The sequence below is a fragment of the Thalassotalea sp. HSM 43 genome (assembly GCF_004752005.1).
In the GTDB taxonomy this organism is placed as follows: Bacteria; Pseudomonadota; Gammaproteobacteria; order Enterobacterales; family Alteromonadaceae; genus Thalassotalea_A.
Window position 1 is genome coordinate 2443277 of the sequence record NZ_CP038493.1, and the last position, 24034, is coordinate 2467310.

General features: G+C 43.5%; 26 protein-coding genes and 1 other RNA gene. 16 read left to right on the forward strand and 11 right to left on the reverse strand.

Translation table 11 applies throughout. The features are described from left to right. Positions 1-57: 57 nt before the first annotated feature. From E2K93_RS10520 to E2K93_RS10530, 3 genes are all read right to left on the reverse strand, one after another. A complete protein-coding gene (locus tag E2K93_RS10520) occupies positions 58-1119 on the reverse strand; it encodes a trypsin-like peptidase domain-containing protein (RefSeq protein ID WP_135439052.1) in 1062 nt (353 codons plus the stop codon). A gap of 163 nt (positions 1120-1282) precedes the next feature. Continuing rightward, positions 1283-2629: a Do family serine endopeptidase gene (locus E2K93_RS10525; protein WP_135439053.1), complete on the reverse strand. Its 1347-nt coding sequence runs from the start codon at positions 2627-2629 to the stop codon at positions 1283-1285. Positions 2630-2787: 158 nt separating this feature from the next. Further along, on the reverse strand, positions 2788-3240 hold the full coding sequence (locus tag E2K93_RS10530; RefSeq protein ID WP_135439054.1) for a YhcB family protein: 453 nt from the start codon (positions 3238-3240) through the stop codon (positions 2788-2790). A gap of 328 nt (positions 3241-3568) precedes the next feature. On the opposite strand from E2K93_RS10530, the gene zapE reads away from it, so the two are divergent. From zapE to E2K93_RS10580, 10 genes are all read left to right on the forward strand, one after another. Beyond that, on the forward strand, positions 3569-4684 hold the full coding sequence (gene zapE / locus E2K93_RS10535; protein WP_135439055.1) for a cell division protein ZapE: 1116 nt from the start codon (positions 3569-3571) through the stop codon (positions 4682-4684). A 245-nt stretch (positions 4685-4929) separates the two neighbouring features. Next, on the forward strand, positions 4930-5358 hold the full coding sequence (gene rplM / locus E2K93_RS10540) for a 50S ribosomal protein L13 (RefSeq protein ID WP_135439056.1): 429 nt from the start codon (positions 4930-4932) through the stop codon (positions 5356-5358). A 2-nt stretch (positions 5359-5360) separates the two neighbouring features. Next, a complete protein-coding gene (rpsI, locus tag E2K93_RS10545; RefSeq protein WP_135439057.1) occupies positions 5361-5753 on the forward strand; it encodes a 30S ribosomal protein S9 in 393 nt (130 codons plus the stop codon). A 364-nt stretch (positions 5754-6117) separates the two neighbouring features. Beyond that, positions 6118-6708 (forward strand): ubiquinol-cytochrome c reductase iron-sulfur subunit, encoded by a 591-nt coding sequence (petA, locus tag E2K93_RS10550; RefSeq protein ID WP_135439058.1) that lies wholly within the window; start codon positions 6118-6120, stop codon positions 6706-6708. Beyond that, entirely contained in the window at positions 6708-7973 is a 1266-nt protein-coding gene (locus E2K93_RS10555) for a cytochrome b (protein ID WP_135439059.1), read from the forward strand. Before petA ends, E2K93_RS10555 begins: the two co-directional genes overlap by 1 nt. Beyond that, positions 7973-8728 carry a cytochrome c1 gene (locus E2K93_RS10560; protein ID WP_135439060.1) on the forward strand — a complete coding sequence of 252 codons (756 nt, stop codon included), beginning with the start codon at positions 7973-7975 and terminating at the stop codon, positions 8726-8728. Before E2K93_RS10555 ends, E2K93_RS10560 begins: the two co-directional genes overlap by 1 nt. 142 nt (positions 8729-8870) lie before the next feature. Beyond that, the gene (sspA, locus tag E2K93_RS10565) at positions 8871-9512 is read left to right on the forward strand and encodes a stringent starvation protein SspA (protein ID WP_135439061.1); all 642 of its coding nucleotides are present in this window, start codon (positions 8871-8873) and stop codon (positions 9510-9512) included. A gap of 19 nt (positions 9513-9531) precedes the next feature. Beyond that, complete coding sequence (locus tag E2K93_RS10570; RefSeq protein ID WP_228445264.1) at positions 9532-9936, forward strand: ClpXP protease specificity-enhancing factor; 405 nt, start codon at positions 9532-9534, stop codon at positions 9934-9936. A gap of 94 nt (positions 9937-10030) precedes the next feature. Further along, positions 10031-11629, forward strand: coding sequence for a hypothetical protein (locus E2K93_RS10575; protein ID WP_135439062.1), 1599 nt, complete (start codon positions 10031-10033; stop codon positions 11627-11629). A 56-nt stretch (positions 11630-11685) separates the two neighbouring features. After that, positions 11686-12366, forward strand: a complete 681-nt coding sequence (locus tag E2K93_RS10580; protein WP_135439063.1) for a hypothetical protein — start codon at positions 11686-11688, stop codon at positions 12364-12366. A gap of 52 nt (positions 12367-12418) precedes the next feature. Here the strand turns inward: E2K93_RS10580 and E2K93_RS10585 are convergent, their stop codons facing one another. From E2K93_RS10585 to E2K93_RS10600, 4 genes are read right to left on the reverse strand one after another with little or no spacing between them, the layout of a single operon-like run. Continuing rightward, positions 12419-12982, reverse strand: coding sequence for a BON domain-containing protein (locus tag E2K93_RS10585; protein WP_135439064.1), 564 nt, complete (start codon positions 12980-12982; stop codon positions 12419-12421). 30 nt (positions 12983-13012) lie between these two features. Continuing rightward, on the reverse strand, positions 13013-13603 hold the full coding sequence (locus E2K93_RS10590; protein WP_135439065.1) for a phosphoheptose isomerase: 591 nt from the start codon (positions 13601-13603) through the stop codon (positions 13013-13015). 3 nt (positions 13604-13606) lie between these two features. Beyond that, positions 13607-13987, reverse strand: a complete 381-nt coding sequence (locus E2K93_RS10595; RefSeq protein WP_135439066.1) for a YraN family protein — start codon at positions 13985-13987, stop codon at positions 13607-13609. Beyond that, on the reverse strand, positions 13974-15929 hold the full coding sequence (locus E2K93_RS10600; RefSeq protein ID WP_135439067.1) for a penicillin-binding protein activator: 1956 nt from the start codon (positions 15927-15929) through the stop codon (positions 13974-13976). The genes E2K93_RS10595 and E2K93_RS10600 overlap by 14 nt, the downstream gene beginning before the upstream one ends. Positions 15930-16058: 129 nt before the next feature. On the opposite strand from E2K93_RS10600, the gene rsmI reads away from it, so the two are divergent. Further along, positions 16059-16907 (forward strand): 16S rRNA (cytidine(1402)-2'-O)-methyltransferase, encoded by an 849-nt coding sequence (gene rsmI / locus E2K93_RS10605; RefSeq protein ID WP_135439068.1) that lies wholly within the window; start codon positions 16059-16061, stop codon positions 16905-16907. Here the strand turns inward: rsmI and E2K93_RS10610 are convergent. The 4 genes from E2K93_RS10610 to E2K93_RS10625 form a co-directional block, all read right to left on the reverse strand. Beyond that, the gene (locus E2K93_RS10610) at positions 16883-17533 is read right to left on the reverse strand and encodes a glutathione S-transferase family protein (protein WP_228445266.1); all 651 of its coding nucleotides are present in this window, start codon (positions 17531-17533) and stop codon (positions 16883-16885) included. The genes rsmI and E2K93_RS10610 overlap by 25 nt on opposite strands. Before the next feature lie 53 nt (positions 17534-17586). After that, positions 17587-17841, reverse strand: a complete 255-nt coding sequence (locus tag E2K93_RS10615) for a DUF3081 domain-containing protein (protein ID WP_135439069.1) — start codon at positions 17839-17841, stop codon at positions 17587-17589. A gap of 104 nt (positions 17842-17945) precedes the next feature. After that, positions 17946-18095 (reverse strand): DUF2256 domain-containing protein, encoded by a 150-nt coding sequence (locus E2K93_RS10620; RefSeq protein ID WP_135439070.1) that lies wholly within the window; start codon positions 18093-18095, stop codon positions 17946-17948. Positions 18096-18099: 4 nt separating this feature from the next. Beyond that, complete coding sequence (locus E2K93_RS10625) at positions 18100-19401, reverse strand: DASH family cryptochrome (RefSeq protein WP_189637750.1); 1302 nt, start codon at positions 19399-19401, stop codon at positions 18100-18102. Between the two features lie 114 nt (positions 19402-19515). Here E2K93_RS10625 and rnpB point away from each other — a divergent pair. The 5 genes from rnpB (at position 19516) to E2K93_RS10650 (ending at position 23919) form a co-directional block, all read left to right on the forward strand. Continuing rightward, an RNA gene (rnpB, locus tag E2K93_RS10630) (RNase P RNA component class A) lies at positions 19516-19898 on the forward strand. Between the two features lie 406 nt (positions 19899-20304). After that, on the forward strand, positions 20305-20718 hold the full coding sequence (locus E2K93_RS10635; protein ID WP_135439072.1) for a hypothetical protein: 414 nt from the start codon (positions 20305-20307) through the stop codon (positions 20716-20718). A 162-nt stretch (positions 20719-20880) separates the two neighbouring features. Then, positions 20881-22206 carry a GntP family permease gene (locus E2K93_RS10640; RefSeq protein WP_135439073.1) on the forward strand — a complete coding sequence of 442 codons (1326 nt, stop codon included), beginning with the start codon at positions 20881-20883 and terminating at the stop codon, positions 22204-22206. A gap of 129 nt (positions 22207-22335) precedes the next feature. Further along, positions 22336-22923: a hypothetical protein gene (locus E2K93_RS10645; protein ID WP_135439074.1), complete on the forward strand. Its 588-nt coding sequence runs from the start codon at positions 22336-22338 to the stop codon at positions 22921-22923. 276 nt (positions 22924-23199) lie between these two features. After that, a complete protein-coding gene (locus E2K93_RS10650) occupies positions 23200-23919 on the forward strand; it encodes a DUF481 domain-containing protein (protein ID WP_135439075.1) in 720 nt (239 codons plus the stop codon). The last annotated feature ends 115 nt before the right edge of the window (positions 23920-24034 follow it).

Genomic DNA, 24034 nt, shown 5'->3' on the forward strand with positions numbered 1-24034 from the left:
AAGGCAACCTAAGGTTGCCTTTTTTGATCGCCTAATCGCGGCATTTATTGGCAGCGGTTAGCGTTTAAATTCGCCGATAATAACAGGTATAGTGATCAGCTTATTCTCGCGATAAATGGTGAATTCAAGCTGAGCGCCAGGATTGGTTTCCGCAATAATATCCAAGGCGTGGTTGATGCTGTTAATTTCCTGACCACCAATCTTATGAACTACATCGTTAATCGCTAATCCTGCCGCTTCTGCAGGACCACCTGGCGTAATTTGATTAACAACAAAGCCTTTAAGGTGATGATTGTAACTGTCAGAGCTTACCCCTAACCAACCGCGTATGACTTGGCCGTTTTCAATCAACTCACGCATAACCTTGGCCGCCAGTTTATAGGGCACGGCAAAGAATATCCCTTGAATATTAACTTGCGGACTTAATCGTTTAAATTGCGCAGAGGTAATACCGACTAAGTCACCATTAGAATTGACCAATGCGCCACCTGAGTTACCGTCATTGATTGCCGCATCCATTTGTAAAAATTCACGATAGTTGGTGCTACTTAAACCATTACGACCTGTGGCACTGATAATACCTTGAGTGACGGTTTGACCAATATTCAATGGATTACCTATCGCCAATACAACGTCACCAACCAACGGGGTGAGGCTGTCGTCGCGAGGAATGACGGGTAAGTTATCAGCGGCAACTTTTAACACCGCTAGGTCGGTAATTTGGTCACTACCAATCAGTTCGGCGGTGAGCCGTGTGTTATCTTGCAGAACCACACGAATCATATCCGCATTCATTACCACATGATAATTGGTGAGGATATAACCTCTAGGATCCATAATCACCCCAGAGCCAAGCTTCACTTGTTTACGTGGTGTGTTTTGATAATAGTTGCCGCGTTCAATGGTCTCGGAATAGATGTTAACCACTGCAGGTGCGGCTTTGGCGACGGCCGTCGCAAAGGACATCGGGTCAGATTTTTGCGTATCTGGCTTGAATATATTAAAGGATACACTGTTGCCGTCACGTAATTCTGGCACCAATATCAATAATACAACGGCAGTTAATAGGCCATAACTGATCGCTCTAAGAATATAGGAAAGTGCCGGTAAAATTTTCATCCGCAGCTTATTGTTGTTAAAGGGCAATATTTAAAATACTAGCACTTTTCTCACCGTCGACAAAGAGTTAACTCATCGGTTTTATGCGCAGGCTAGATTCTTGTGATGGCAAATTGCTAACAAAAAAGGGAAGCATAGCTTCCCTTTGAAAAACGCTCATAGCTTAGCGCATCATTAAGTAGAGTTTGGTGTTACCACGCACGATATTGAGTGCGACAACACCTTCAATTTCTTCAAGTAGATCGCGAAACTCAGCTAAGTTACTTACTGGTTTGCGATTCACACCGGCGATAACATCACCATCTTGCAGGCCGACGGCTGCAGCAGGGGAGTTTTCGATAACGTTTCTAACCAGTACGCCCTCGCCATCTTCACTACTGCTTAATTGAGCGCCTTGTAGCATAGGGTGCATGCTAGCGGCAGCGATGTTGGCTTCGGTTGTGCCTTTTAGAGTAACATCAAAGGTTTTGCGTTTACCGTCTCGTAAAATCGTCAACTCAACGTCGTTACCGGCACCAATAGAACCTATCTTGCCACGCAATTCATTGAAGTTGCGAATTTTGCGACCATTGACTTCAATGATAATGTCGCCTGCTTTTAAGCCTGCTTGTTCCGCCGCTGAGTCTGGAGCAACTTGTGAGACAAAGCCACCTTGATTGGTTTCTAAATCCATGGCTTTTGCCAATTCAGGATTAATTGAGTTACCGGTGACACCTAGCACGCCGCGGCGTACTTCACCGTATTCGATGATTTGATTGACGAGATTCTGCATCATCGTTGATGGTATCGCAAAACCGATACCTACGTTGCCACCATTAGGGCCTAGAATTGCGGTATTGATACCGATAAGCTCGCCTCTTAAGTTGACTAGCGCGCCACCGGAATTGCCGCTATTAATTGCCGCATCGGTTTGAATAAAGTCTTCCAGCTGTTCAATGTTAAGGCCACTACGGCCCAACGCGCTGACAATACCAGAGGTGACGGTCTGGCCAAGTCCAAATGGACTACCAATGGCGACAGCAAAGTCACCGACGCGCAGATCATCTGAATTAGCGATTTTAATTTCAGTCAGGTCTTCACCGTCTATTTGCAGCAACGCGATATCACTTTGTGCATCGGTGCCTATTTTCTTGGCTTTAAACTGACGACCATCAGTGAGATTGACCAGTATGGTGTCGGCTTCATCAATAACATGGTTATTAGTAACGATATAACCTTTATCGGCGTCGATAATAACACCTGAGCCTAAGCCTCTAAAAGGGCGCTCTTGCGGTTCTTGACCACGGCGTTGGCCAAAGAAAAATCGGAAAGGGTCGGATTGTTGTACTTCTTGCGTACCTTCCACACTAATGCTTACCACAGCGGGGGTGGTTTGTTCTAACATCGGGGCTAATGACGGTAAACTTTGACCGTCTACTTGCGTTGGCAAGGCAGCATATGAACTAGCGGGGAATAATGTTAAAGAACCAATTAAAAGCGCGACAGGGGTCAGTGCAAACTTCTTTTTCATATATAAGACTCCAATTTTAGTTAATTCTTAATATTTTTATACTGAAAAAACAAAGCCCAGAGTTAAGCCGGGCTTGATTGCGTATCACGAATAAAAATTCGTCGTAACTGTTAACTAGTGACTCACTTGAATAAGCAAAGTTCAAAACGAGCTGTGTATTAGCTCGCCTTGTTTGTAACAACTTGTTGCGCGTCACTGAATATGCCGCTCGGATCATCTGAATAATCACGAGGTGGCTCAGTTAACGCTTCATTGCGTACACCGCGTTTAGCTTTTTTCGGTGACGGATTAGAGCGAATGTGCGCTTCAGTTTCGGCTGAGAAGAAAGGCATTTCATTGCTACGTTGATTGGCTCGGTCCAAAAGTTGCGTACTTTGTTCCATTTGAATCATCGCTGTTTTGCACGCGTCATTCATTTTCGCCAATAAATTAGTTGAGTTTTGTAGATGTGTGGCCACTTCATTTTGATACTGCTCAAGTGAAGTCTTACTCTCAGTCACTTCTTGTTGCAGGTGTTTAAACTCTTGTTCTGAAGCCGACATTTGTTTGCGCGCGAAAAAACCGCCGGCAGCGCCGATGATGACACCGATGAGAAGGTAGATGAATTCCATATTTATTCCTTACTGTTTCGACACAATAACCTGGTTTCCTGTTTTGATACGTATAGTAAGCTATAGAGGATTAGAGTATAACCAGGGATTTTGTTATTTTATGACTCTTTTTAGGGTTTTATTAGATTAGAATGACAGCCCTAATGGAGTTTTCAACCAAGTTGGCATAGCAGTCTTGGTTGCCTTCTCTTATAATAGCGTTAATTTAATACTTTCACACCTCCGATCTGGTGATTATTTGTAATTTTTCAACGTCATAGCATGAAATTGATAATGATCAGAGGTGAATCATCCATACTCTTATTTATAAGTTATCGAAAGCGATACCATGATTAAGCTAACACCTTGGCAAAAATACCAACAAGATCTTCAAACTAACGGTTTCAGTCACGATTCAGCACAAGAAAACGCGGTTAAGCAACTGCAGCGCTTGTATGATGATTTGCAGACTAAGCCGATAGCGGTTACTGGCTTTAAGAAAGTGCTCAAAGGCTGGGTAAAAACCATGGCCAAACCAAAGGCAAATAAAGTCAAAGGCATTTATTTTTGGGGTGGTGTTGGTCGAGGTAAAACTTATTTAGTCGACACTTTCTATGATTGTCTGCCGTTTGAGCAAAAAATGCGGGTTCACTTTCATCGCTTTATGCATCGTGTGCATGACGAGCTTAAACTGCTTAAAGGTCAGCAAGACCCGTTAAAAATCATTGCTAAAAAGTTTGCCGAAGAAACCCGTATTATTTGTTTTGATGAATTCTTTGTCTCTGACATTACTGATGCCATGTTGCTTGGCACCTTATTTGAAGAGTTATTTGCGCACAATGTCACCTTAGTCGCGACGTCAAACATTATTCCGGATGAACTGTATAGAAATGGTCTACAGCGGGCTCGCTTTTTGCCGGCGATTAAGTTGATTAACGAAAACTGTGATGTGGTTAATGTCGATAGTGGTATTGATTATCGCTTGCGCACCCTTGAACAAGCGGAAATTTTTCATTCGCCACTTGATGCCAAAGCCGATGAAAATATGGCGCTTTATTTTAGCCAATTAACGGTTGAGCCGGGTCAGCAAGGCAAGGTCTTAGAAATTAATAATCGCCCTTTGACCACGCTACGAGAAAGTGATGGCGTAGTGCAGTTTGACTTTAGTGAGCTGTGTGAATCCGCTCGCAGTCAATCAGACTATATGGAGCTAAGTCGTATTTACCATACGGTGTTGCTCGCCAATGTGAAACAAATGGGCCGTGAAACCGACGATAGCGCTCGCCGTTTTATCGCTCTGGTCGATGAGTTTTACGAACGAAATGTGAAACTGATTATCTCCGCCGAGGTAGACATGGAGCAATTGTACAGCGACGGCGGTTTAAATTTTGAATTCAAACGTTGTCTATCTCGATTACAAGAAATGCAATCTATGGAATATTTGGGCTCTGAACACTTGCCTTAGTCATTATTGGCAAAGTTATGCCCTGAATTTATCCATTAAATTGCAATATTTTGTAAAAAACGCTATTTGATTGAAAATTAAACTTCATTTTTACAAAAATATTCTCTATAATTCGCGGCTCCCAACGTTACAACGCTTGAAAAAGCAACAGACTCGATACTCGAAGGGGTAAAAACGTAGTCTATTTAATCGGTTATTGGTAGCAATAACTTTTTATGTAACTTATTTATTATGGGTTTTTATCAATGAAAACTTTTGTAGCTAAACCAGAAAGCGTAACTCGCGAATGGTTTGTAGTGGACGCCGAAGGTAAAACTTTAGGTCGTATCGCTACTGAAATTGCTCGTCGCCTACGCGGTAAGCACAAGCCAGAATACACTCCTCACTGTGACACCGGTGATTATATCGTTGTTGTTAACGCTGAGAAAGTACGTGTAACTGGTAACAAAGCGAAAGGTAAAATTTACTACTCGCACACTGAATTCCCTGGTGGTCTTAAGCAAATTAGCTTTGAAAAGCTAATCGAAAAAGCACCAGAGCGTGTAATTGAATTCGCAGTTAAAGGTATGTTGCCAAAAGGTCCTCTAGGCCGTGACATGTACCGTAAACTTAAAGTGTATGCTGGCGCTGAGCACAAGCATGCGGCACAACAACCTAAAGTATTGGAGTTGTAATCATGGCTGATAATCAATATTACGGCACTGGTCGCCGCAAGAGCTCTGTAGCTCGTGTATTCATGAAAGCTGGTAAAGGTACTATTACCATTAACAATCGTGACATCGAAACTTATTTCGGCCGTCCAACAGCACGTATGGTTGTTCGTCAACCACTTGAGCTTGTTGAAATGGTTGAGAAGTTTGACCTTAACATCACCGTAGTTGGTGGTGGTATCTCTGGTCAAGCTGGTGCGATCCGTCACGGTATCACTCGTGCGCTAATGCAGTTTGACGAAACTCTACGTTCAGAGCTTCGTAAAGCAGGTTACGTTACTCGTGATGCTCGTAAAGTTGAACGTAAGAAAGTGGGTCTACACAAAGCGCGTAAGCGTCCACAATTCTCGAAACGTTAATTTTACTATTCGATGCAAAAAACCGGCCTTCTGGCCGGTTTTTTTTTCTTAAATAATTGTTTACCCAAAATTTACACAGTTTAGGCTATTGCAGAAAAAGGCCTAAATAAGCGCACTTCCGACAAGGTTTTATCTTGTAAAAAAATGTACAATTCTTTATTATAAGCAAAATTTTTTAATCGTAATTTTGCTACCTTTTTTCTGTTTTCGTTAAAATGAAGCAAAATTCAATAAAAACAACAATTTTCCTGAAAATTCACGAGAAATCGTTGTAAGAAAAATCCTATCGGCAGAGCGATACGTTTAATATAGCTCTGGCGAGACAATTTTTTCTGTGTCTAATAAATAGTATTGGAGAAATGAAATGAGCAATGCGCCCGTGGACAACGGCCGTCGACGCTTCCTAACAATCACGACATCTGTCGTTGGTGGTGTAGGCGTTGCTGGTGCAGCTGTGCCATTCATCGCTTCCTGGAACCCAAGTGCCAAAGCTAAAGCTGCCGGTGCCCCAGTCGAAGTAAATATTAGTAAAATTCAAGCTGGTCAGCTGGTACGTGCAGAGTATCGTGGTAAGCCTATCTATGTTGTTCGTCGTCCAGCGACGATCATCGATGCATTAGGCGGTCATGAAGATCAGTTACGAGATCCTAATTCGCAAGAAGAACAGCAACCTGCATACGCACAAAATCAATACCGCTCAATTAATCCTGAGTATTTGGTAGCTGAAGGTGTTTGTACTCACTTAGGTTGTGCTCCAACATACAAAAAAGGCGATTTTGCTGAGCATGTTGAAGGCGTAGATTACGGTTTCTTCTGCCCATGTCATGGTTCTAAGTTTGATATGGCTGGTCGTGTATTTGCTGGTGTTCCTGCTCCATTGAACCTAGTTGTTCCAGAGCATTCATTCCCAGATGACAACACGCTTGTTATCGGTATTGGTAAAGGAGACGCATAATGCTTGCTAACTTTATGGCTTGGATTGACAAGCGTTTGCCAGTTACGGATGCTTGGAATAAGCACGTAGGTCAGTACCCGGCACCTAAAAACTTTAACTTTTGGTACTTTTTTGGCTCTCTAGCCATGCTAGTACTTGTTAACCAAATCGTTACTGGTATTTGGTTAACCATGAACTACGAACCATCAGGCGATGGTGCATTCGCTTCTGTAGAATACATCATGCGTGATGTCGACTACGGTTGGTTGCTACGTTACATGCACTCTACCGGTGCGTCAGCGTTCTTCGTTGTTGTTTACTTGCACATGTTCCGTGGCTTAATTTATGGTTCTTACCAAAAGCCTCGCGAATTACTGTGGATCTTCGGTATGTTGATTTACTTGGTGCTAATGGCTGAAGCATTCATGGGTTACTTATTGCCTTGGGGTAACATGAGTTACTGGGGTGCACAGGTAATTATATCCTTGTTTGGTGCGATTCCGGTTATCGGTGATGACCTGACTACCTGGATTCGTGGTGACTACGTCATCTCTGGCGCTACCTTGAACCGTTTCTTCGCTTTGCATGTTATTGCATTGCCACTTGTGCTTTGTGTGTTGGTATTCTTGCACATCCTAGCCTTGCACGAAGTTGGTTCGAACAACCCAGACGGTACCGACATTAAGAAGCCAAAAGGCTCAGTACCAGACGAAGAGCAAAGTAAGTTCAAATTCCATGAACATTACACCAAAAAATACGATATCGTGGATGCGATTCCGTTCCACCCTTATTACTCTGTAAAAGACATCATGGGTGTTGTTGGTTTCCTTATCTTGTTCTGCTGGGTTATGTTCTTCTTCCCTGAAGGTGGTGGTTACTTCCTTGAGGCGCCAAACTTTGAACCAGCTAATGGCTTGAAGACGCCAGAGCACATTGCTCCGGTATGGTACTTCGGTCCGTTCTACACTATCTTACGTGTCGTTCCTGACAAGTTAGGTGGTATGATCCTGATGTTTGCTGCTATTGGTATGCTATTCGCTTTACCATGGTTTGATCGTGGCGTTGTGCGCTCGTTCCGATTCCGCAGTAAGTTACATTTGTTTAATCTTGTTCAATTCGCTGTGTGTTTCGTCCTATTAGGTTACCTAGGTACTCAACCGTCGAACTTTATCAATAACTTGATTGGTACAATTACTACCATTGGTTACTTCGGTTTCTTCATTGCCCTTTGGTTCTACTCAAAAGGTGAGAACACTAAGCCAGTTCCAGAGAGAGTGACAAAATAATGAAAAAAACACTTATTGCATTATTGGCTCTAGTACCTGTTCTAGCATTTGCAGCAGGTCCTAACATTCCGTTAGATAAAGCTAACAACGATCTTACAGACAAACAGTCATTACGTAACGGTGCTGAAACCTTTATGAATTACTGTCTTGGTTGTCACTCATTGCAGTATCAACGTTATAACCGTACCTTCGCTGATTTAGAAATCGATGAGAAAGAAGGTATCGAGACGCTTATGTTCACTGGCGAAAAAGTCGGTGACCATATCGTCAACACGATGCCAGCAAAAGAAGCGGCTGCGTGGTTTGGTGCTGCGCCACCGGATTTAACCTTGGTAACTCGTTACAAGAAAGGCGGTGCGGATTGGTTATACACCTACTTGCGCTCGTTCTATGCTGACGAAAATCGTCCGTTCGGTGTTAACAACGCCGTATTTAAAGATGTTGGTATGCCACACGTATTCCAACAACTGCAAGGCGTACAAGAGCTAAGCGATGACGCAAAAGCAATGTTGCAATTGCCATCGACTGAACAACGCCCGTTGACCTCTGCGGATCTAGTATTAACTCAACCTGGTCAATTAACACCACAAGAGTACGATACTTTGGTTCGCGACTTGGCTAACTTCCTGGAATATACAGGTGAGCCAGTAAAGGTTGAACGTAAGCGCCTAGGTTACTGGGTAATTGGCTTCTTGTTCATCTTGTTCGTACTATCATACTTGCTGAAGAAAGAATATTGGCGCGACGTTCACTAATATTACTTTCTTAAGCTAACTTATTGGGGCTATACTGGTTATCGAAACGATAATTTTGGTTAGCCCCTTTCGCGTACTTATACAGTACCTTGATTGCCAAGGATATTTTGGCAATATTGGAAATGACACATTTGGAGGATATATGGCTGTAGCCGCCAACAAACGTTCTGTAATGACCTTGTTTTCTCTGGCCGATGATATGTATTCACATCAAGCTCGTATCGTGCTTGCTGAGAAAGGCGTCGGTGTAGATATTCATTTGGTAGACCCAGATAATTTGCCTGAAGATTTAATTGATTTAAATCCATATGGCACAGTTCCAACTCTTATTGATCGTGAGTTGGCATTGTACGAAGCGAAAATCATTATGGAATATCTGGATGAGCGTTTCCCACATCCACCTTTGATGCCTGTTTACCCGGTATCTCGTGGACGTAGTCGTTTGATGATGCACCGCATTGAAAATGATTGGTATACGCTTGCCAGAGTCGTAATGTCAGGAGACGCTGATGCCGCTGAAAAAGCGCGTCAGGAGCTACGTGAGAGCCTGCTAAGTGTTGCCCCAATCCTAAACGAAGCACCGTACTTTATGAGTGAAGAGTTTAGTTTGGTTGATTGCTACTTGGCACCATTACTATGGCGTTTACCGGTATTAGGTATCGAGTTATCAGGCCAAGGCAGTCGCGAATTGAAAGCGTATATGTTGCGCTTATTTGATCGCGAATCATTCCAAGCCTCGTTAACTGAAATCGAACGCGAACTTCGCTTTGGTCGTCCAGCCTAAGCATCGCTGAGGAAGTACAATGACCGTAGACATGACATCGAATAAACCGTACTTGATCCGGGCATTCTATGACTGGATTTTGGATAATGAACTGACGCCATATATTGTGGTTGATACTAATTATCCTAACGTTGTTGTGCCAGAAAATCATATCGACAATGGTCAAATTGTGCTGAATATTACGCCCGCTTCAGTTGGTTCAATCAGTATGAGTGAAGAGGTGATTGAGTTTACTGCCAGGTTTGGTGGTAAGGTTGAACACCTTTACGTCCCTCATGAAGCGGTTGCCGCGATATATGCACGAGAAAACGGTGTTGGTAGTTCTTTTGTCGTCGATTACCCTGAACTAGGGGAAAGCGAGCCTGAAGAAGAGCCAAAACGACCTGAGAAAAAAGGTAAGCCAAGCTTATCTATCGTCAAATAAGTCGATAACACGGCATCAGTAAATTTATAAAAACCAGCATATTGCTGGTTTTTTTGTTGTAGACTTAGAAAAAATAACGACGTTGGAAATTGATTTGAATTCAACCTCTTGGCACAGTCTTTTGGTCTTGGCATGTTGCACACTTGCAACATATTCTAGCTATGCCAGTGACGTTGAGACGACCGCAAGCACCTGCCAACCAATGACCGTCGAGTTTATCAATCAACCGATCTTTAGTGATGATATAGAACAACACTATTTCTTCCATGATTGGGCCAACAAATTACACATCAATACCACCGAATCAACACTGCGCCAAGAATCATATTGGTTTGTATCGCAATGTCAATTGACGGCTAAGCAATTAGCAGAGTGGGAACGAAAATTACGCAAGCTCAGTTATATTGAGGAAGCGGATATCAAGGTAGATGATAAAGCCGCGAAGGTAACCGTTACCACACGAGATAATTGGTCCTTGTTACCAACCTTAGATTTTTCTCGTAAAGGTGGCAAAAATCGCTACGCGTTAGGGGTTAAAGAGCGCAATTTTCTCGGCCGTGGTATTGAGCTCGACCTGAAGACATTTGAAAACAGTCGCCGTTCAGGCTTTATCGTTAATGCCACTGTGCCTCATGTGTTGTTTGCCAACAGTGAGTTGGGGTTACGTTTTGCCGATAATGATGACGGCCAACAACAGGCCATTTCACTGGCTAAAAAGTTTGCCAGCAGTGCAGATAGCCACGCCTATAAACTGTTCTATAACGACAACGAACGTGTCGATACCTTGTTTCATAATGATAACGACGAGTATGAATACGGTCATGATATTCTTAATTATTTCACCTCTTACCAACATTTGTTGAGTGATAATCAACAGCGATTTTGGCGGATGCAGTTTGGCTATGGGCTCGACCGTCATCGATTTGCCATAGAAGACGATAACACGGCACCTTTTTTACCTGCCGATCGTGAATTTTCTGCGCCATTTGTCGGCCTCGAGTTCCAACAAAAACAACATCAAAAGCTGAGCAATATCTATCAAGTCGGAAAAATTGAAGACATAAATTTTGGTTGGCATATACAAAGTCGGCTGGCGATATCAGATGGTCAGGGTGACAATACCAGAGACAGCAGCTGGCAACTCAGCGCAAGTAAGTTTTTTACCCTTGGTGCACAATGGTACTTGGCATTTAACTCGGCCATTGATTATGACCAAAACCAGCAACAAGATAGAACACGAGCATTGGTCACTGGTGAGTTATTTTGGACGTTGGCCGATCGTTGGACCCTTTACCTTAAGAGCGCCAATCAATATAGCGACAACGAATACTTAGATCGCATTGTCACCCTTGGTGGGGATACCGGATTACGCGGCTACCCAGTGCAATATCAGCATGGTGAAAACAGTCATTTATTTACCTTAGAAGGGCGTTATTATCCAAACCTAAATTGGTGGCGACTATTCAATGTCGCTGGTGTCGCATTTTACGACCGCGGCAAAGCCACAGGCGACTCGATATTGGTTAACGATGAAGATGGCTGGCTCGACTCCGTCGGACTTGGCCTACGTTTATACAGCCCTCATGCGGCAGGAGAAAACAAAGTGATTCATGTTGACCTTGCCTACGCGTTAAGTGATAACTATGACGTCAAAGGGCTAGAAATTCGCCTGTTAGCAAGGCGACATTTTTAATCAGCACTGATCTTGGTAATGGAGCAAAGTCTCTCTAGCGTCTAGACTAGGGCATTATGCAACCCAAACATCTGGCACTTATTGTTTTTATCGTTGGCTTTATCACCCCGAATCTGGTGTATGTGATCAGTGCGAGCAATGAGTGGGTGCCACAATGTATTCCTTACTTTGATGGCTGCACGTCAATCAGCCGCGCAGGCAGACGAGGTTATAGCCTATTTATTTTTCGCGCCTTTGAAATCGCGCATGCGGTACTGCTGATATTGTATTGGTATCTAGCCTATGTATGGCTGCAAAAACTCGGCTGTCAGTACAAGCGTTCGCTGCGGTGGATGCTAGTGTGTGGCATCATAGGCGCAATAAGCTTGGCGGTGTATGCCGACTTTTTAGGCACTGACGGCCGTGTCTATCGTTATATGCGCCGGTACGGCATTATTCTCTACTTTGGCCTGTCACCGTTAGCGCAATTACTGATGATAAACGCCTTATTTAAGTTGCAAGACAAGGTCAATTTCAGCGCCATATTTAAACGCTGTTTACGGATTAAACTGGCGTTGTTGGTAACCATGTTATTGGTCGGTGTTGGCTCTGTTGTGATGCAATATACAGGATACAGTAGCTTTGAGCGGGAAAATATTGTCGAATGGAATTTGGGCTTACTAATGATCTGCTTTTATGGGTTAAGCTGGCGAATGTGGCGCGACTTTAACGTTACATTTGATATTAAGGCGCAATAATAAAGGCGCTTAAAGCGCCTTTATTGCATCTAATGTTATACCTAAACGCAGATTAGATGTTTTCAAAAGCTTTATAGACTCTTGCGACCCCATTAATGTTGCGAACAATTTCGACAGCAATGTTGGCTTCATTGGCATTGACCATACCCATCAAAAACACTTCTGAATCTTCGGTGATAACTTTAATTGCTGTCCCGTCTAGTTTATCCGAGGCAAGTAATTCGGTTTTCACCTTAGTCGTAAGCCAAGTGTCATTGGTGCGAGTACCTATGGTCGTTGTATTGCCAATACGAATTTGATTATGCAATTTGCGAATACCCTGAATATCTTTAATGGTGGCAATCACCTTATTGCGGATATTCTGGTTTGGTGCTTGACCAACAACAAGTACAGTACCGTTTAAGCTGGTGATTTGTACTCGGGTAACATCATCTAATTCACTGTTATCAGCAATTAGCGTATAAGCTTTTACTTCAATCGTTTGATCATCAACCTGAGCGCCGATAGTACGGCGGTCATTTACAGACGCGGCACCGGCACCTACGCCAGCAATAATGGCAGCAGCACAGCCCTGCAACATGGTTAGTGATAATAGCGCAATGGTTAACTTTTTCATTTTTATTATCTTGCTTTAGGTTGTTATTGTTTAACTGTCCGCTTGTGGGAACAGGGTCGTATCAATAATTTCGCACAAACAGTGTATCGCAAGCAAGTGAACTTCTTGAATTCTTGCGGTACGAGCTGATGGTACGCGAATTTCGACATCGTTTTCACCAAGTAATCCGGCTATTTCACCACCATCTCTACCTGTTAGTGCAATGATTTTCATATCTCGAGCAACGGCCGCTTCAATCGCCTTGATGACGTTTTGCGAATTACCACTGGTTGAAATAGCCAATAGAATATCGCCAGCGTTACCTAACGCTCTAACCTGCTTTGAGAACACTTCTTCATAGCTATAATCGTTAGCGATTGAGGTCAGGGTGGAACTGTCGGTGGTCAGGGCTATCGCGGGTAAACTTGGGCGCTCAGTTTCATAGCGGTTTAATAGCTCAGAGGAAAAGTGTTGTGCATCACCCGCACTACCACCATTACCACAGCTAAGAATTTTATGGCCGCCAAGTAGGCACTCAACCATAGTCATCCCGCCTTTTTCAATAGCGACAGGTAATTCTTCACTGGCTGCAATTTTGGTTTCGATACTTTCGCGAAAGTTATGTTTAACCCTTTCTAACATGTTTTATTCTCCATAGAAGGCATTTTTGTGCCAGCAATATTCGGGTGTCCGCTCAGAGCCTGTGATGCTGACAACATCAAATCGGCATGCTGTATTATATTCACTAAGACCGCGTTTTTGCAGAAAAAGTTGTGCAGTTTTAATAATTTTTTGTTGCTTAGTGTGATTAACCATCTCAGCAGCACTGCCAAACTTACTATTTTTTCTATATTTTACTTCAACAAATACCAAGCAATCCGCATCGTTCATGACCAAATCAATCTCGCCGAGCTTGCAAGTAAAGTTCTTGCTGACTAATTGCAATCCATGTTGTTGCAAGTACTGACACGCCAATTGCTCATATTGCTGGCCTTGCTGACGTTTACTTAGCTTATTCCATAGCAAGGGGAGATACCCTTGATGAACGGAATTTAGCCCAAGATAAAGAACGACTTATTACTCGGCTTTGATTCATTTTTAGATCACCTGTCTCTCCATTGTGGACAATAGACGGGATTAATTCCATTGCTGATAATTTGTCGAGTAGCTGAATGCTGTCGATACCCATGGCATAAAAACGTTCCATCTGACTAGAACGGTTTGGCCATAGTTGCTGGGCCTCGCTGTATAATGCATCATTTTCTGGCATGCCAGGTAGTAACCATGGCGAATCCGTAAACACCAAACCACTTAAGTCACGACGCGTATTGCGGTTGGCGCGTTTGTCATGACTGCGAGAACTGGCAAACACCGGTATCGCTTCGGCAAACGGGCTGATATTAACGTCAATGTAAGGCTTCACTAAGCGTGCCTGATCGGTACTGGCAATAAGATAAATCATATCGACATCACGGCGACTTCTGGCCTCAGATTTTACATTTTCCTTGATGCGATTTCGCATCAGATAAATTCGCTCGTCTGACAGACCCACATCCATACTGGATTTAACCGCGTTTTGCATTTGTTTGCCTGGCGGGTAATAAACCACGGTAATTTCGGTACCTGTTTGCTGGAACCATTGATTGGCAAAGCTTTGCGCAATGCGTTTGCCAATCGCATTGTTTTGGCTTAACACCATGGCATTATTAAAGCCTTTCTTACTTAAGGTGAACGCCGCTTGCTCTGCTTCATCTTCGGGTAACATAGACAGGGCAAATTGATTGTCTTGCAATTGCTGTTGGTCTGGTAAATTTAATAACAAGGTTTGCCAAGGGTAACTTAACCCTGTTTTTAAGGTGTTTTCAGTAACATCAGCACTTGGTTCTGGCGACATCGGGCTTGGGTTCAGGCTCGCTTCGCTGCTTATTGAACTGAAACTTGGTTGCGGTTTCTCATTACCTATCTGCAAGTAACTATCGACATGGCGTTTTAATAGCGGTCCAATAACCACATCAGGCGATTGCTGTTGCAGTTGCAAAATTAACGTCGCCATTGGTGCCGAGTTAGTATCAATGAAATTTAGCTCTCGCTGTCCATCGTAGGCGGCAATAATACCCGCTTGAATTGTACTTCCAACCGATTTTTCTCGCCCCGACAATGGCAATAACACCGCAATGCTGGTTACTTTAGGTTGTTTATCCAATTCATTGGCAAGGCCTGAAAACTTGGTTAGCAGCTGGTTGGCTGGGTGTTCACTGTAACGACTTTGCCATTGGCTTAATGCTTTATTAAGTTGTACGGCGTTGTCACCATTTTGCGCCAGTGCTGTATCGAATGCCAACCAACCGTTTAATCCTTCGACGGGTTGTTTTTTTAACGCAGATTTTTGCCAAGGCTGTAAAGAGGCAATTAATTCGTACAAGCCTTCAATGTCATTTATCTCTGAGCTTGGGTAATTTTGATAAAAGGTCAAATAGGCGCTGATCGCTTCAACGCTTAACCCTAATTGCTGGTGTACTTGTGCATTAAGGTACAGTTGTCTCTCAGTTGGCGCTGCGCTATCGATTTCAGCTAATTGTTGTTTGGCGAGATCGAGCTCGCCCAACTCAAACAGCGCTTCTGCACTATTAAGCAAGTTGTAGTTTTGTTGCGACTGGGTTAGCGAAAGGCGGCTTAACTGATTTGACAGGTGCAAGCTTTTACCAAGCTGTTGTTGGTCGATGTATTTATCGGCAGCCTGTAATAAATAAACGATGGCTTTGTCGATTTCAGCAGTCTCAGCTTTACTAAGCAAATCGTCGGCGCTTAATTCGCTTTTCGGTTGCTCAATTTTAACCTCTGTTATAGGTTCGTTGACTTTAACGGGTGGTTTTTCTTGTTGCGGACTGGCACAAGCAAATAGCAAGGCACTGGACACAGCAGCAAGAAGTAGGTTGTTACGATGTTTTGCAGTTATTTTTATTGTCACTGGCTAGCCAATCCTATCAATAGTATATGCAACTATAAGACTATCTTTCTGGTTATGGGAGTATATTGGTATATAATAAACCGCTCACTGCTTTGCGAGCAACCATTTGTCTTCTCTGGAAATTTATCTATGAATCAGTTTACGGTTAATTCAGGTACATTATATGTGGTTTCAACGCCAATAGGTAACCTGTTTGATATCACTCAACGCGCGATTGACGTGCTTTCTCAAGTTGATGTTATCGCCTGTGAAGATACCCGTCATACCAATAAATTACTGACCGCGTTTAATATTAAAAATAAAACCATGTCGCTGCACGATCATAACGAACGTCAAAGACAAGAACAAATCGCCAACATGTTACAGCAAGGGCAAAGTATTGCTTTAGTGTCTGATGCCGGCACACCGCTCATTTCTGATCCAGGTTTTCATATTGTTCGTCATCTTAGAAGGGAAAACCTTGCGGTAGTTCCCGTACCAGGTGCTTGTGCTGCCATAGCGGCATTATCAGTGTCTGGGTTAGCGACCGATAGATTTTCTTTCGAAGGGTTTTTACCGTCTAAATCGACGGCGCGACAGAGTGTGCTAGCAAAACTTGCCGAAGAGTCGCGTACCATGGTGTTTTATGATGCGCCTCGTCGAGCGATAGATACGGTAGCGGATATCGTCAGCCAGCTCGGTGGCGCTCGTCAAATTGTCATCGCCCGAGAATTGACGAAAACCTTTGAAACCGTTCATGCAGACAGCGCTGAAAATATGCTAGCTTGGTTGCAACAAGATGCCAACCAATTAAAAGGTGAGATGGTATTAATCATCGAGGGTAAGCCACGTGATCCGGATGCCATACCACCTGAAGCCATTGCAACTTTAAAGTTACTGGTGGCGGAAATGAAACCAAAGAAGGCCTGCGCAATCGCCGCAGAAATTCACGGCGTTAAAAAGAATGCCTTGTATCAGTTTGCTTTAGATATGAAGTAATCGGCTTCGCTGGCGCCGACATTGACACTGTCCATAAACGCCGGTCTTTGCTGTAAACGTTGCCAATAAGATTTAGTTTGTGGCTTATAGTGTTGGTCTAAGCCAAGCAGTTGCCCTAAATACAAACTGTAACCAACGGCTATATCGGCGATGGTAAAACGTTCATCAACTAAGTAGGTTTTATCGACCAGGTGCTCATTCAGGCGCTTTAACCTTGCTAAAAACCAAACGGTATAATCTTCGACGACTTGCGGTTGTTGACGTTCTTGGCTTTCAAATTGACCATACCGCAGTAACAGAGTCAGTGGAAAGGTTAAGGTGGCATCGCTTTGAAATAGCCAATTGAGATAATCACCATAATCGGCGTGTTGGCAACTGATGGTTAAATGTTCTTGGCCATATTTATTGGCCAAATAGACCAAAATTGCACAAGACTCGGTCATATTGATGGTATCGTCGCGAAGGTAAGGGACAGTGCCTAGGTTGTTAATTTCAATAAATTCCGGATGACGAAAGCGCGGTGGGAAAGCCAGGTTGTGTAAGGTGAAGGGGATTTGCATCTCTTCCAATGCCCAAAGCACTCGTAAAGAGCGAGAGTTGTGGCAATGCCAAAGTTCTATACTCATAAATTTCGCCAAATCAATATATTATCTAAATATTAATATAGAACAGTTCGTTGTTAGTCGGCGCAAATAAGGTTTATTTTTTTCATAAATTGCTTAAGTGAATCGCTGGTGCTGTATTCGATGTCATATTTACCGTGAAACATTAATGTCATGGTGACATCGTTATATCCTAAAAAGCAGGTATAACCGTCATAGTCTTGCCAAGCACTCACCCCTTGAAACTGATAACCCGTATCCGTTTTTTCGCCCAACCGGGTGATGCGTTCAAATGCAGTCAATGCCAGCTTGTTATCAATTAGGTTTTCCATCTTTCTCCCTCTATTGCGTTACGCAATTTATTGCGCTGTATTATCTATCACAATAGCAATTTTATACGCTATTAAGTTGCTCTATAACTTAGCAGAAAAATTGTTCATTGACGCGCTAATGCACGGCGTTGAGAACGGCAACGCGCCGAGCAATAGACGATGCTTGGCCAGTTATTGCGCCATTTTTTGCGCCAATTAAATGGTCTCATGCACACCGGACACACTTTTATGGCACGTTTATCGGCGACAGGCATCAGTTTATCTCGCTTGCAACTGCGGCCAGTCAACCATGTCTGAGTCTAACGTCTGTCTATAGGACTGACCTCGCCAACGCTTAATATAATGCCCATCTGGGTCATAGAGTTGTTGCTGTTTAGCTATATTAAAATGGCGTCCCTGTCTTGGGTCGCAGCCAACACCAGCGATGTATTGCCAGTTGCCCCAATTTGCAGCGACATCGTAATCGATCAATTGCATTTGAAAAAACTTGGCACCAAAACGCCAATCAAGCTGTAATTCATTGACGAAATAACTGGCGACTATTTGTCTGGCGCGATTCGATAAATAACCAGTAGCATTGAGTTGGTTTACTGCCGCATTGACAAGCGCAGAAGGTGTTTGCCCGCTACAAAACGCTTTAAAACGCTGTGGATGAAAACTGGTTAGTGGGCGCTTTCCAGTAATGCCGGTGAATTTAAAAAAACGATCTTTATGTTTTGCCAATAACCAGTAAAAGTAATCGCGCCAGAGTAATTCAAAACCTATCCAGTAGGTCGATTCATTGGCTTGCTGGTTTTGTTCAAACGTTTTTAATGCCCACCAAATTTGCCTCGCGGATACTAAACCATTCGCCAATAGTGGGCTAAAACGCGTCGATGCCGCTTCATCGTCTAAGGCGTTGCGGGTTTGTTTGTAGGTTAACGCTCGTTTGGTTTTGAAGTAGTCGTTTAATACCGCCGCCCCATTAGTCGCATACTCAACAGACGATAAGGTGTTGGCTGTACGCATATCATCATCGCCTTTCGGCGCAACCGGCGGCGGTAGGCTGATAAGCTTAATGCAGGCTTGTATATTGAGGTCCTGTTTTTCAACCTTACGGCGAAAGGCGCTAAAGGTTTGCGGTAATTCTGCTATTGAGAAGGGTAAATCAGTTGCCGCCTGCAGTGTTGTCTGGTCGACGCTATGCAATGTGACGCCGGTGCGTTTGACGATAAACGCCAGCTTACGTTGTTCATTGCTTGCCGCTGGCGTCGAGCAAAATAAGGTCGTTATCTGATGCCGCTCAATAAATTCTATCAGCGCTGACACGCCATGACTGGAAACAATATGCAGGTGCTGATCAAACTTTTTAAGTTGTGTTTGCAATTGTCGCAAGGCTTGCCGAATAAAATTTAAACGCATGTTGCCAGTAAACCGACAGTCGCTAAAATCAGCAACGCATTCATTGTCATCAAACAGGTAAGCCAGTGCTAGCCTCTGAGACTGAGCGGCTGCGGCTTGCAATGCCCAATTGTCGTCTAAGCGTAAATCGTTGGTAAATAGAAACAGATGGTTTGTCATAATACCCCTCATATAGGTTGTACGATGCAAACACTGCCTAGGTTTTATCCGCCTGTTTGTCATTTAATCCACTAAATTCGTTTACCCAGAGCATGCATTCGATTAAAATGCTCGCGAGTTGGCCAGACAATCGCTGCTTACTCGTTGTACCTTTCGGGGTAGACGGAGTAAGGGGAGGAAAGTCCGGGCTCCAAAGAGCAGGGTGCCAGATAACGTCTGGGCGGCGAAAGCCGACGACAAGTGCAGCAGAGAGAAGACCGCCTAAGTACGCAAGTACCGGTAAGGGTGAAAGGGTGCGGTAAGAGCGCACCGGGCCACTGGTAACAGTTGGCAGCAGGGTAAACTCCACCCGGAGCAAGACCAAATAGGGTTCCTGACGGCGTGGCTCGCGTTGGAACCGGGTAGGTTGCTTGAGCTATGGGGCGACTCATAGCCTAGACGAATGATTGTCGTGTCTTAGACATAACAGAACCCGGCTTATACGGCCAACTCACTAAATAAAATAAAACCCAGTGCGAATCACCGTACTGGGTTTTTTCTTATCTACTGTTAAGCAACGCTCGCGTTGGAACCGGCTAATACCGCAGGAGCTTGCTTGAGCTATGGGGCGACTCATAGCCTAGACGAATGATTGTCGTGTCTTAGACATAACAGAACCCGGCTTATACGGCCAACTCACTAAACAAAATAAAACCCAGTGCGATTCACCGTACTGGTTTTTTTCTTATTTGCAATGTAAACCCGCACCTGTTCAGCCTTGGCTTGACCGAATTGCGGTAGCGACATAGATATGCGTATCAGTCATAACGCTCATGACTATTTATTGTTATCGCCGCGTAAGACTTATCTCTATACTCTCGAACTATTATTTTGCCATTAAGGCACTACTGTTGAGGTATCTTCATGAAAAAGCTATTCACTTGTTTACTGGTCTCTTCGTGTTTATGTGCAACCGCTAATGCGGCGAGCACAGTACAAGAAGGCGTTGTTAAAAGCAGCGAGGTGATCACCGGTGAGGTGGGCCGAGACGGTAGACCGGTTTTAGCGGCAGGTGTGGGTGTTGCCATAGGCTCAACCATAGGTTCTGGCAGTGGTAATGATGCGGCAAAAGTTGCTGGCGGTTTAATTGGTGCTAAACGAGCAATGAATAAGAAAAAGCAGACGGTTTATGGCTGGCGTTATGTTGTTGAAGTCGCTGGTGAGCTGGCTGTTGTTGATACCTGGTGTGATAAGCCTGATGTTAAGTGCAGCAGTGTAAACAAAGAGTCGCCAGTTTACGTTGTTAATAACAGTGAAGTTATTGTCAAAGCCGAATAATCATCCAATTAATTGCTAATCCTAAGATAACCAAATACTAACACCCCAGAACATAGTCTGTTCTGGGGTGTTGCTTTTTTATCGACTCTTTACTCTTCGATTTTCGCTTTTTCTCAGCCTGTGATATAACAAACGCAAATAATAAAAATTAATTGCCCTGTTATGGATATCGGTCTTCTTGGCTTAATCGCCTCATTAATTTTACTCACCATACTTGCTTTAAAAGGCATGGACCTATTAATTGCGGCGCCAATTTGTGCGCTCGTGGTTGCGCTTACTAATGGCCTTGCCATTTTCGCCAGCGCCAGTGCCCCAGATGTAGCAAATTATTCTGATGCCTACTTAGGGGGCTTCGGTAAATTTTTAAGTGTTTGGTTTTTAGTTTTCTTAACCGGTGCTTTGTATGGCAAATTGATGGAGTATTCTGGTGGCGCGAAAAGCATTGCCTATTGGATTATTAATCATGTCGGTATGAAGCGTGCTGTTACCGCGGTTGTCTTAGCAACTGGCATTCTTACCTATGGTGGCGTTAGCGCGTTTATTGCCGCGTTTGCGGTGTACCCGTTAGCGGCAAGTCTATTTAAGCAAGCTGATTTACCGCATCGTTTTATTCCTGCCGCCTTAGCGTTAGGTTCTGTCACATTTACCATGACCAGTGCTGGCTCTATGGAAATCCAAAACTGGTTACCGGCGCCATATTTAGGTACCACCCCTTATGCTGCTTGGCCGGTTAGCTTAGTGACTGCTGTTGTTATGGCCGCTGCGGGTATTTTCTGGTTAAACAGAATGATTAACCAAGCCTATGCCAATGGTGAGCGCTTTGTCTTGCCCCAAGCATCGATTATGTCGGCAAACGAAGGTCAACAGCAAACACAACAGGTTAGCCCGATTATCGCCTTTGTTTCGCTATTTGCGGTGTTTATTACCGCATTTTTGTTCCATCAAGAATATAAAAACAATGCCTTGGTTATCGCCTTGCTGGCGGGATGCTTGGTGTTGCTGATTGGATACTGGCCCCAGTTAAGCAGTAAACTAAAAAGTGTTACCTCAGAAGGTACCTTAGGCGCCTTGGTGGCTGGGGCGAATACCTCTGCGGTCGTTGGGTTTGGCACGGTTGTTAAAGTGACTCCAGCATTTGCTTTTGCTGTTGACGCCGTCACGGCAATACCGGGATCTCCGTTGGTGTCCGCTGCGATTGCGGTCACGGTTATTGCGGGTATCACCGGCTCCGCGTCTGGAGGGCAAACCATCGCATTGCCTATTTTGGGACCGATATATCTTGACGCTGGTGCTAATCCAGAGCATTTACATCGCACCATTTCTTTATCGTCAGGGGTGTTAGATAGCCTGCCTCATAATGGCTATGTGGTGACATTAGTGCGGGCTATTTGTGGTGAAACACACCAGTCGGCGTATATGGCTCTGGCGAAAATGACCATGGTGGTTCCTGCCATTTGCACCATAGGTGCGATTTGGTATTTGAGTTAGCGTGGTAAATGACTCGAATGCTTAGCAACAGCAAACTTAAAGCACAATGGATCATGTTTGAGCGTTTAAAGGGCGTCATCAATGCCGATAATATACATCCTAGTAGGATAACGTTTTAAGGAAGTAATAATGATTAGATTATGGCTATTGTGTTTCATTATTATGTCGGTTGAGGTTGCCGCAAGTGATACGCCTGAAAACCTCAGCATAAAGGGGTCGTTCAAGTTTACTATGATCGATTCATCAGGAAGTCTGATGCTCGGAGAGTATATTAGTTCGGCATCGGAAATAACCTCTGCATCGGCGTGTTATTTAGCTGTTTCTGCTGATGATGATTACTTCTTTAGTTACCCTGTTGATATTGCGTTGCAAAAAGAGGGCGATATATTAATCCCGTCATTCACCATCAAAGCTCTGTATATCGATGAGAACAGTAATTATTACATCAAGCCAATAGACAGCGTTCAATTTAAAGTCGCTGACCTATCCGTTAATGAAACAAGCTGGCAAAAGCTAGTGATCAAAAATAATACCGTGTTATTTGATCCAACGACGGACAAAGGCTTGCTGGCATTTCATCACCTTACCCTGGGACAACCTTTGAATGTTGAATTAGCCAAAAGTGAAAAGCCTTATAATGTCCGGATTGAGGTACTGCCTTTATCACAAAAAACAGCTCGATTAGCGCGTAAGTGCATGAAAGTTATAGATTCATAGGGCGGTGTTGTTTGTCTATAAATGCTTCTAATCATCGCTTTGCGTTTGATACTGTTCCTAGTCTAATGAGCAATGGCGTGGCAATAGGTTTATTAAGGGTACCTTTAAACATTTATCGACTAAGTCATATTCGTTAAGTCTTTAGAACGGCTTTTTTAGCGATAAAAACGCTGTTTGTAACGGTAGTGTTATTAAACTATTGCGGTTACAATATTCGTATAAAAAGTAATCGCAGCTATAAGCTGCTCAAATATAAATAATATTTCAGGGAATATCATGACGATTAAATATCTTGCGCTTGCCCTTTCTGTGGCATCAGCCAACGTTTATGCTGAAGATGAAGTAGTAAAGCTTTGGTCTGGTGATGTCGATTTTGGTTATACCAATCTTACCGGTAACACCGAAGAATCAACTATGGCTGGTAAAGTTTCGGTTACTCGCGAAAACAAACCATGGAAGTGGGATGTTATTGCTGAGTCATTATTCTCTGAAACTGAGGATGACCGTACCGCGGAGAAATACCTGGCTTTTACACGGTTGGCTTATAACTTTACCGAGAAAAACTATGTGTTTGGTCGTGCAACCTACGAAACCGACAAGTTCAGTGGTTATGATTATCAATCTACGCTAACCGCGGGTGTGGGTTGGAACTTATACGACTTAGAAACATTAGATTGGGATCTTGAGGCTGGTGCCGGTTATCGTTCTTCGAAAGTTGAAGACCCTACTACAGGTGAAGATGAAGATGAGCCAATTGTGACCTTGTCGACTTTGGTTGATTGGCAGTTTTCAGAAACCGCATCATTTAAACAATACCTTAGTTATGAAAAAGGTGATGAAAGCGATATCGCTTATTCCCGTAGTGAGTTAAAGGTGCAAGTGATTGGCGCCTTAGCAATGAAACTGAGCTACAACGTAAAATATCAATCTGAAGTTCCAGAAGGAAGTGAAGACACTGACACAGAAACGATTGTCAGTGTGACTTATTCTTTCTAAATTTCGGTTGTGTTGATTGCTTGAAGCTGAGCTGCTTTAGTCTTACGTTTTCGTAAGCGCATGAACTTTGATAAGAAATCCAGCAAGGGTAACCCTCGCTGGATTTTGTGTTTTT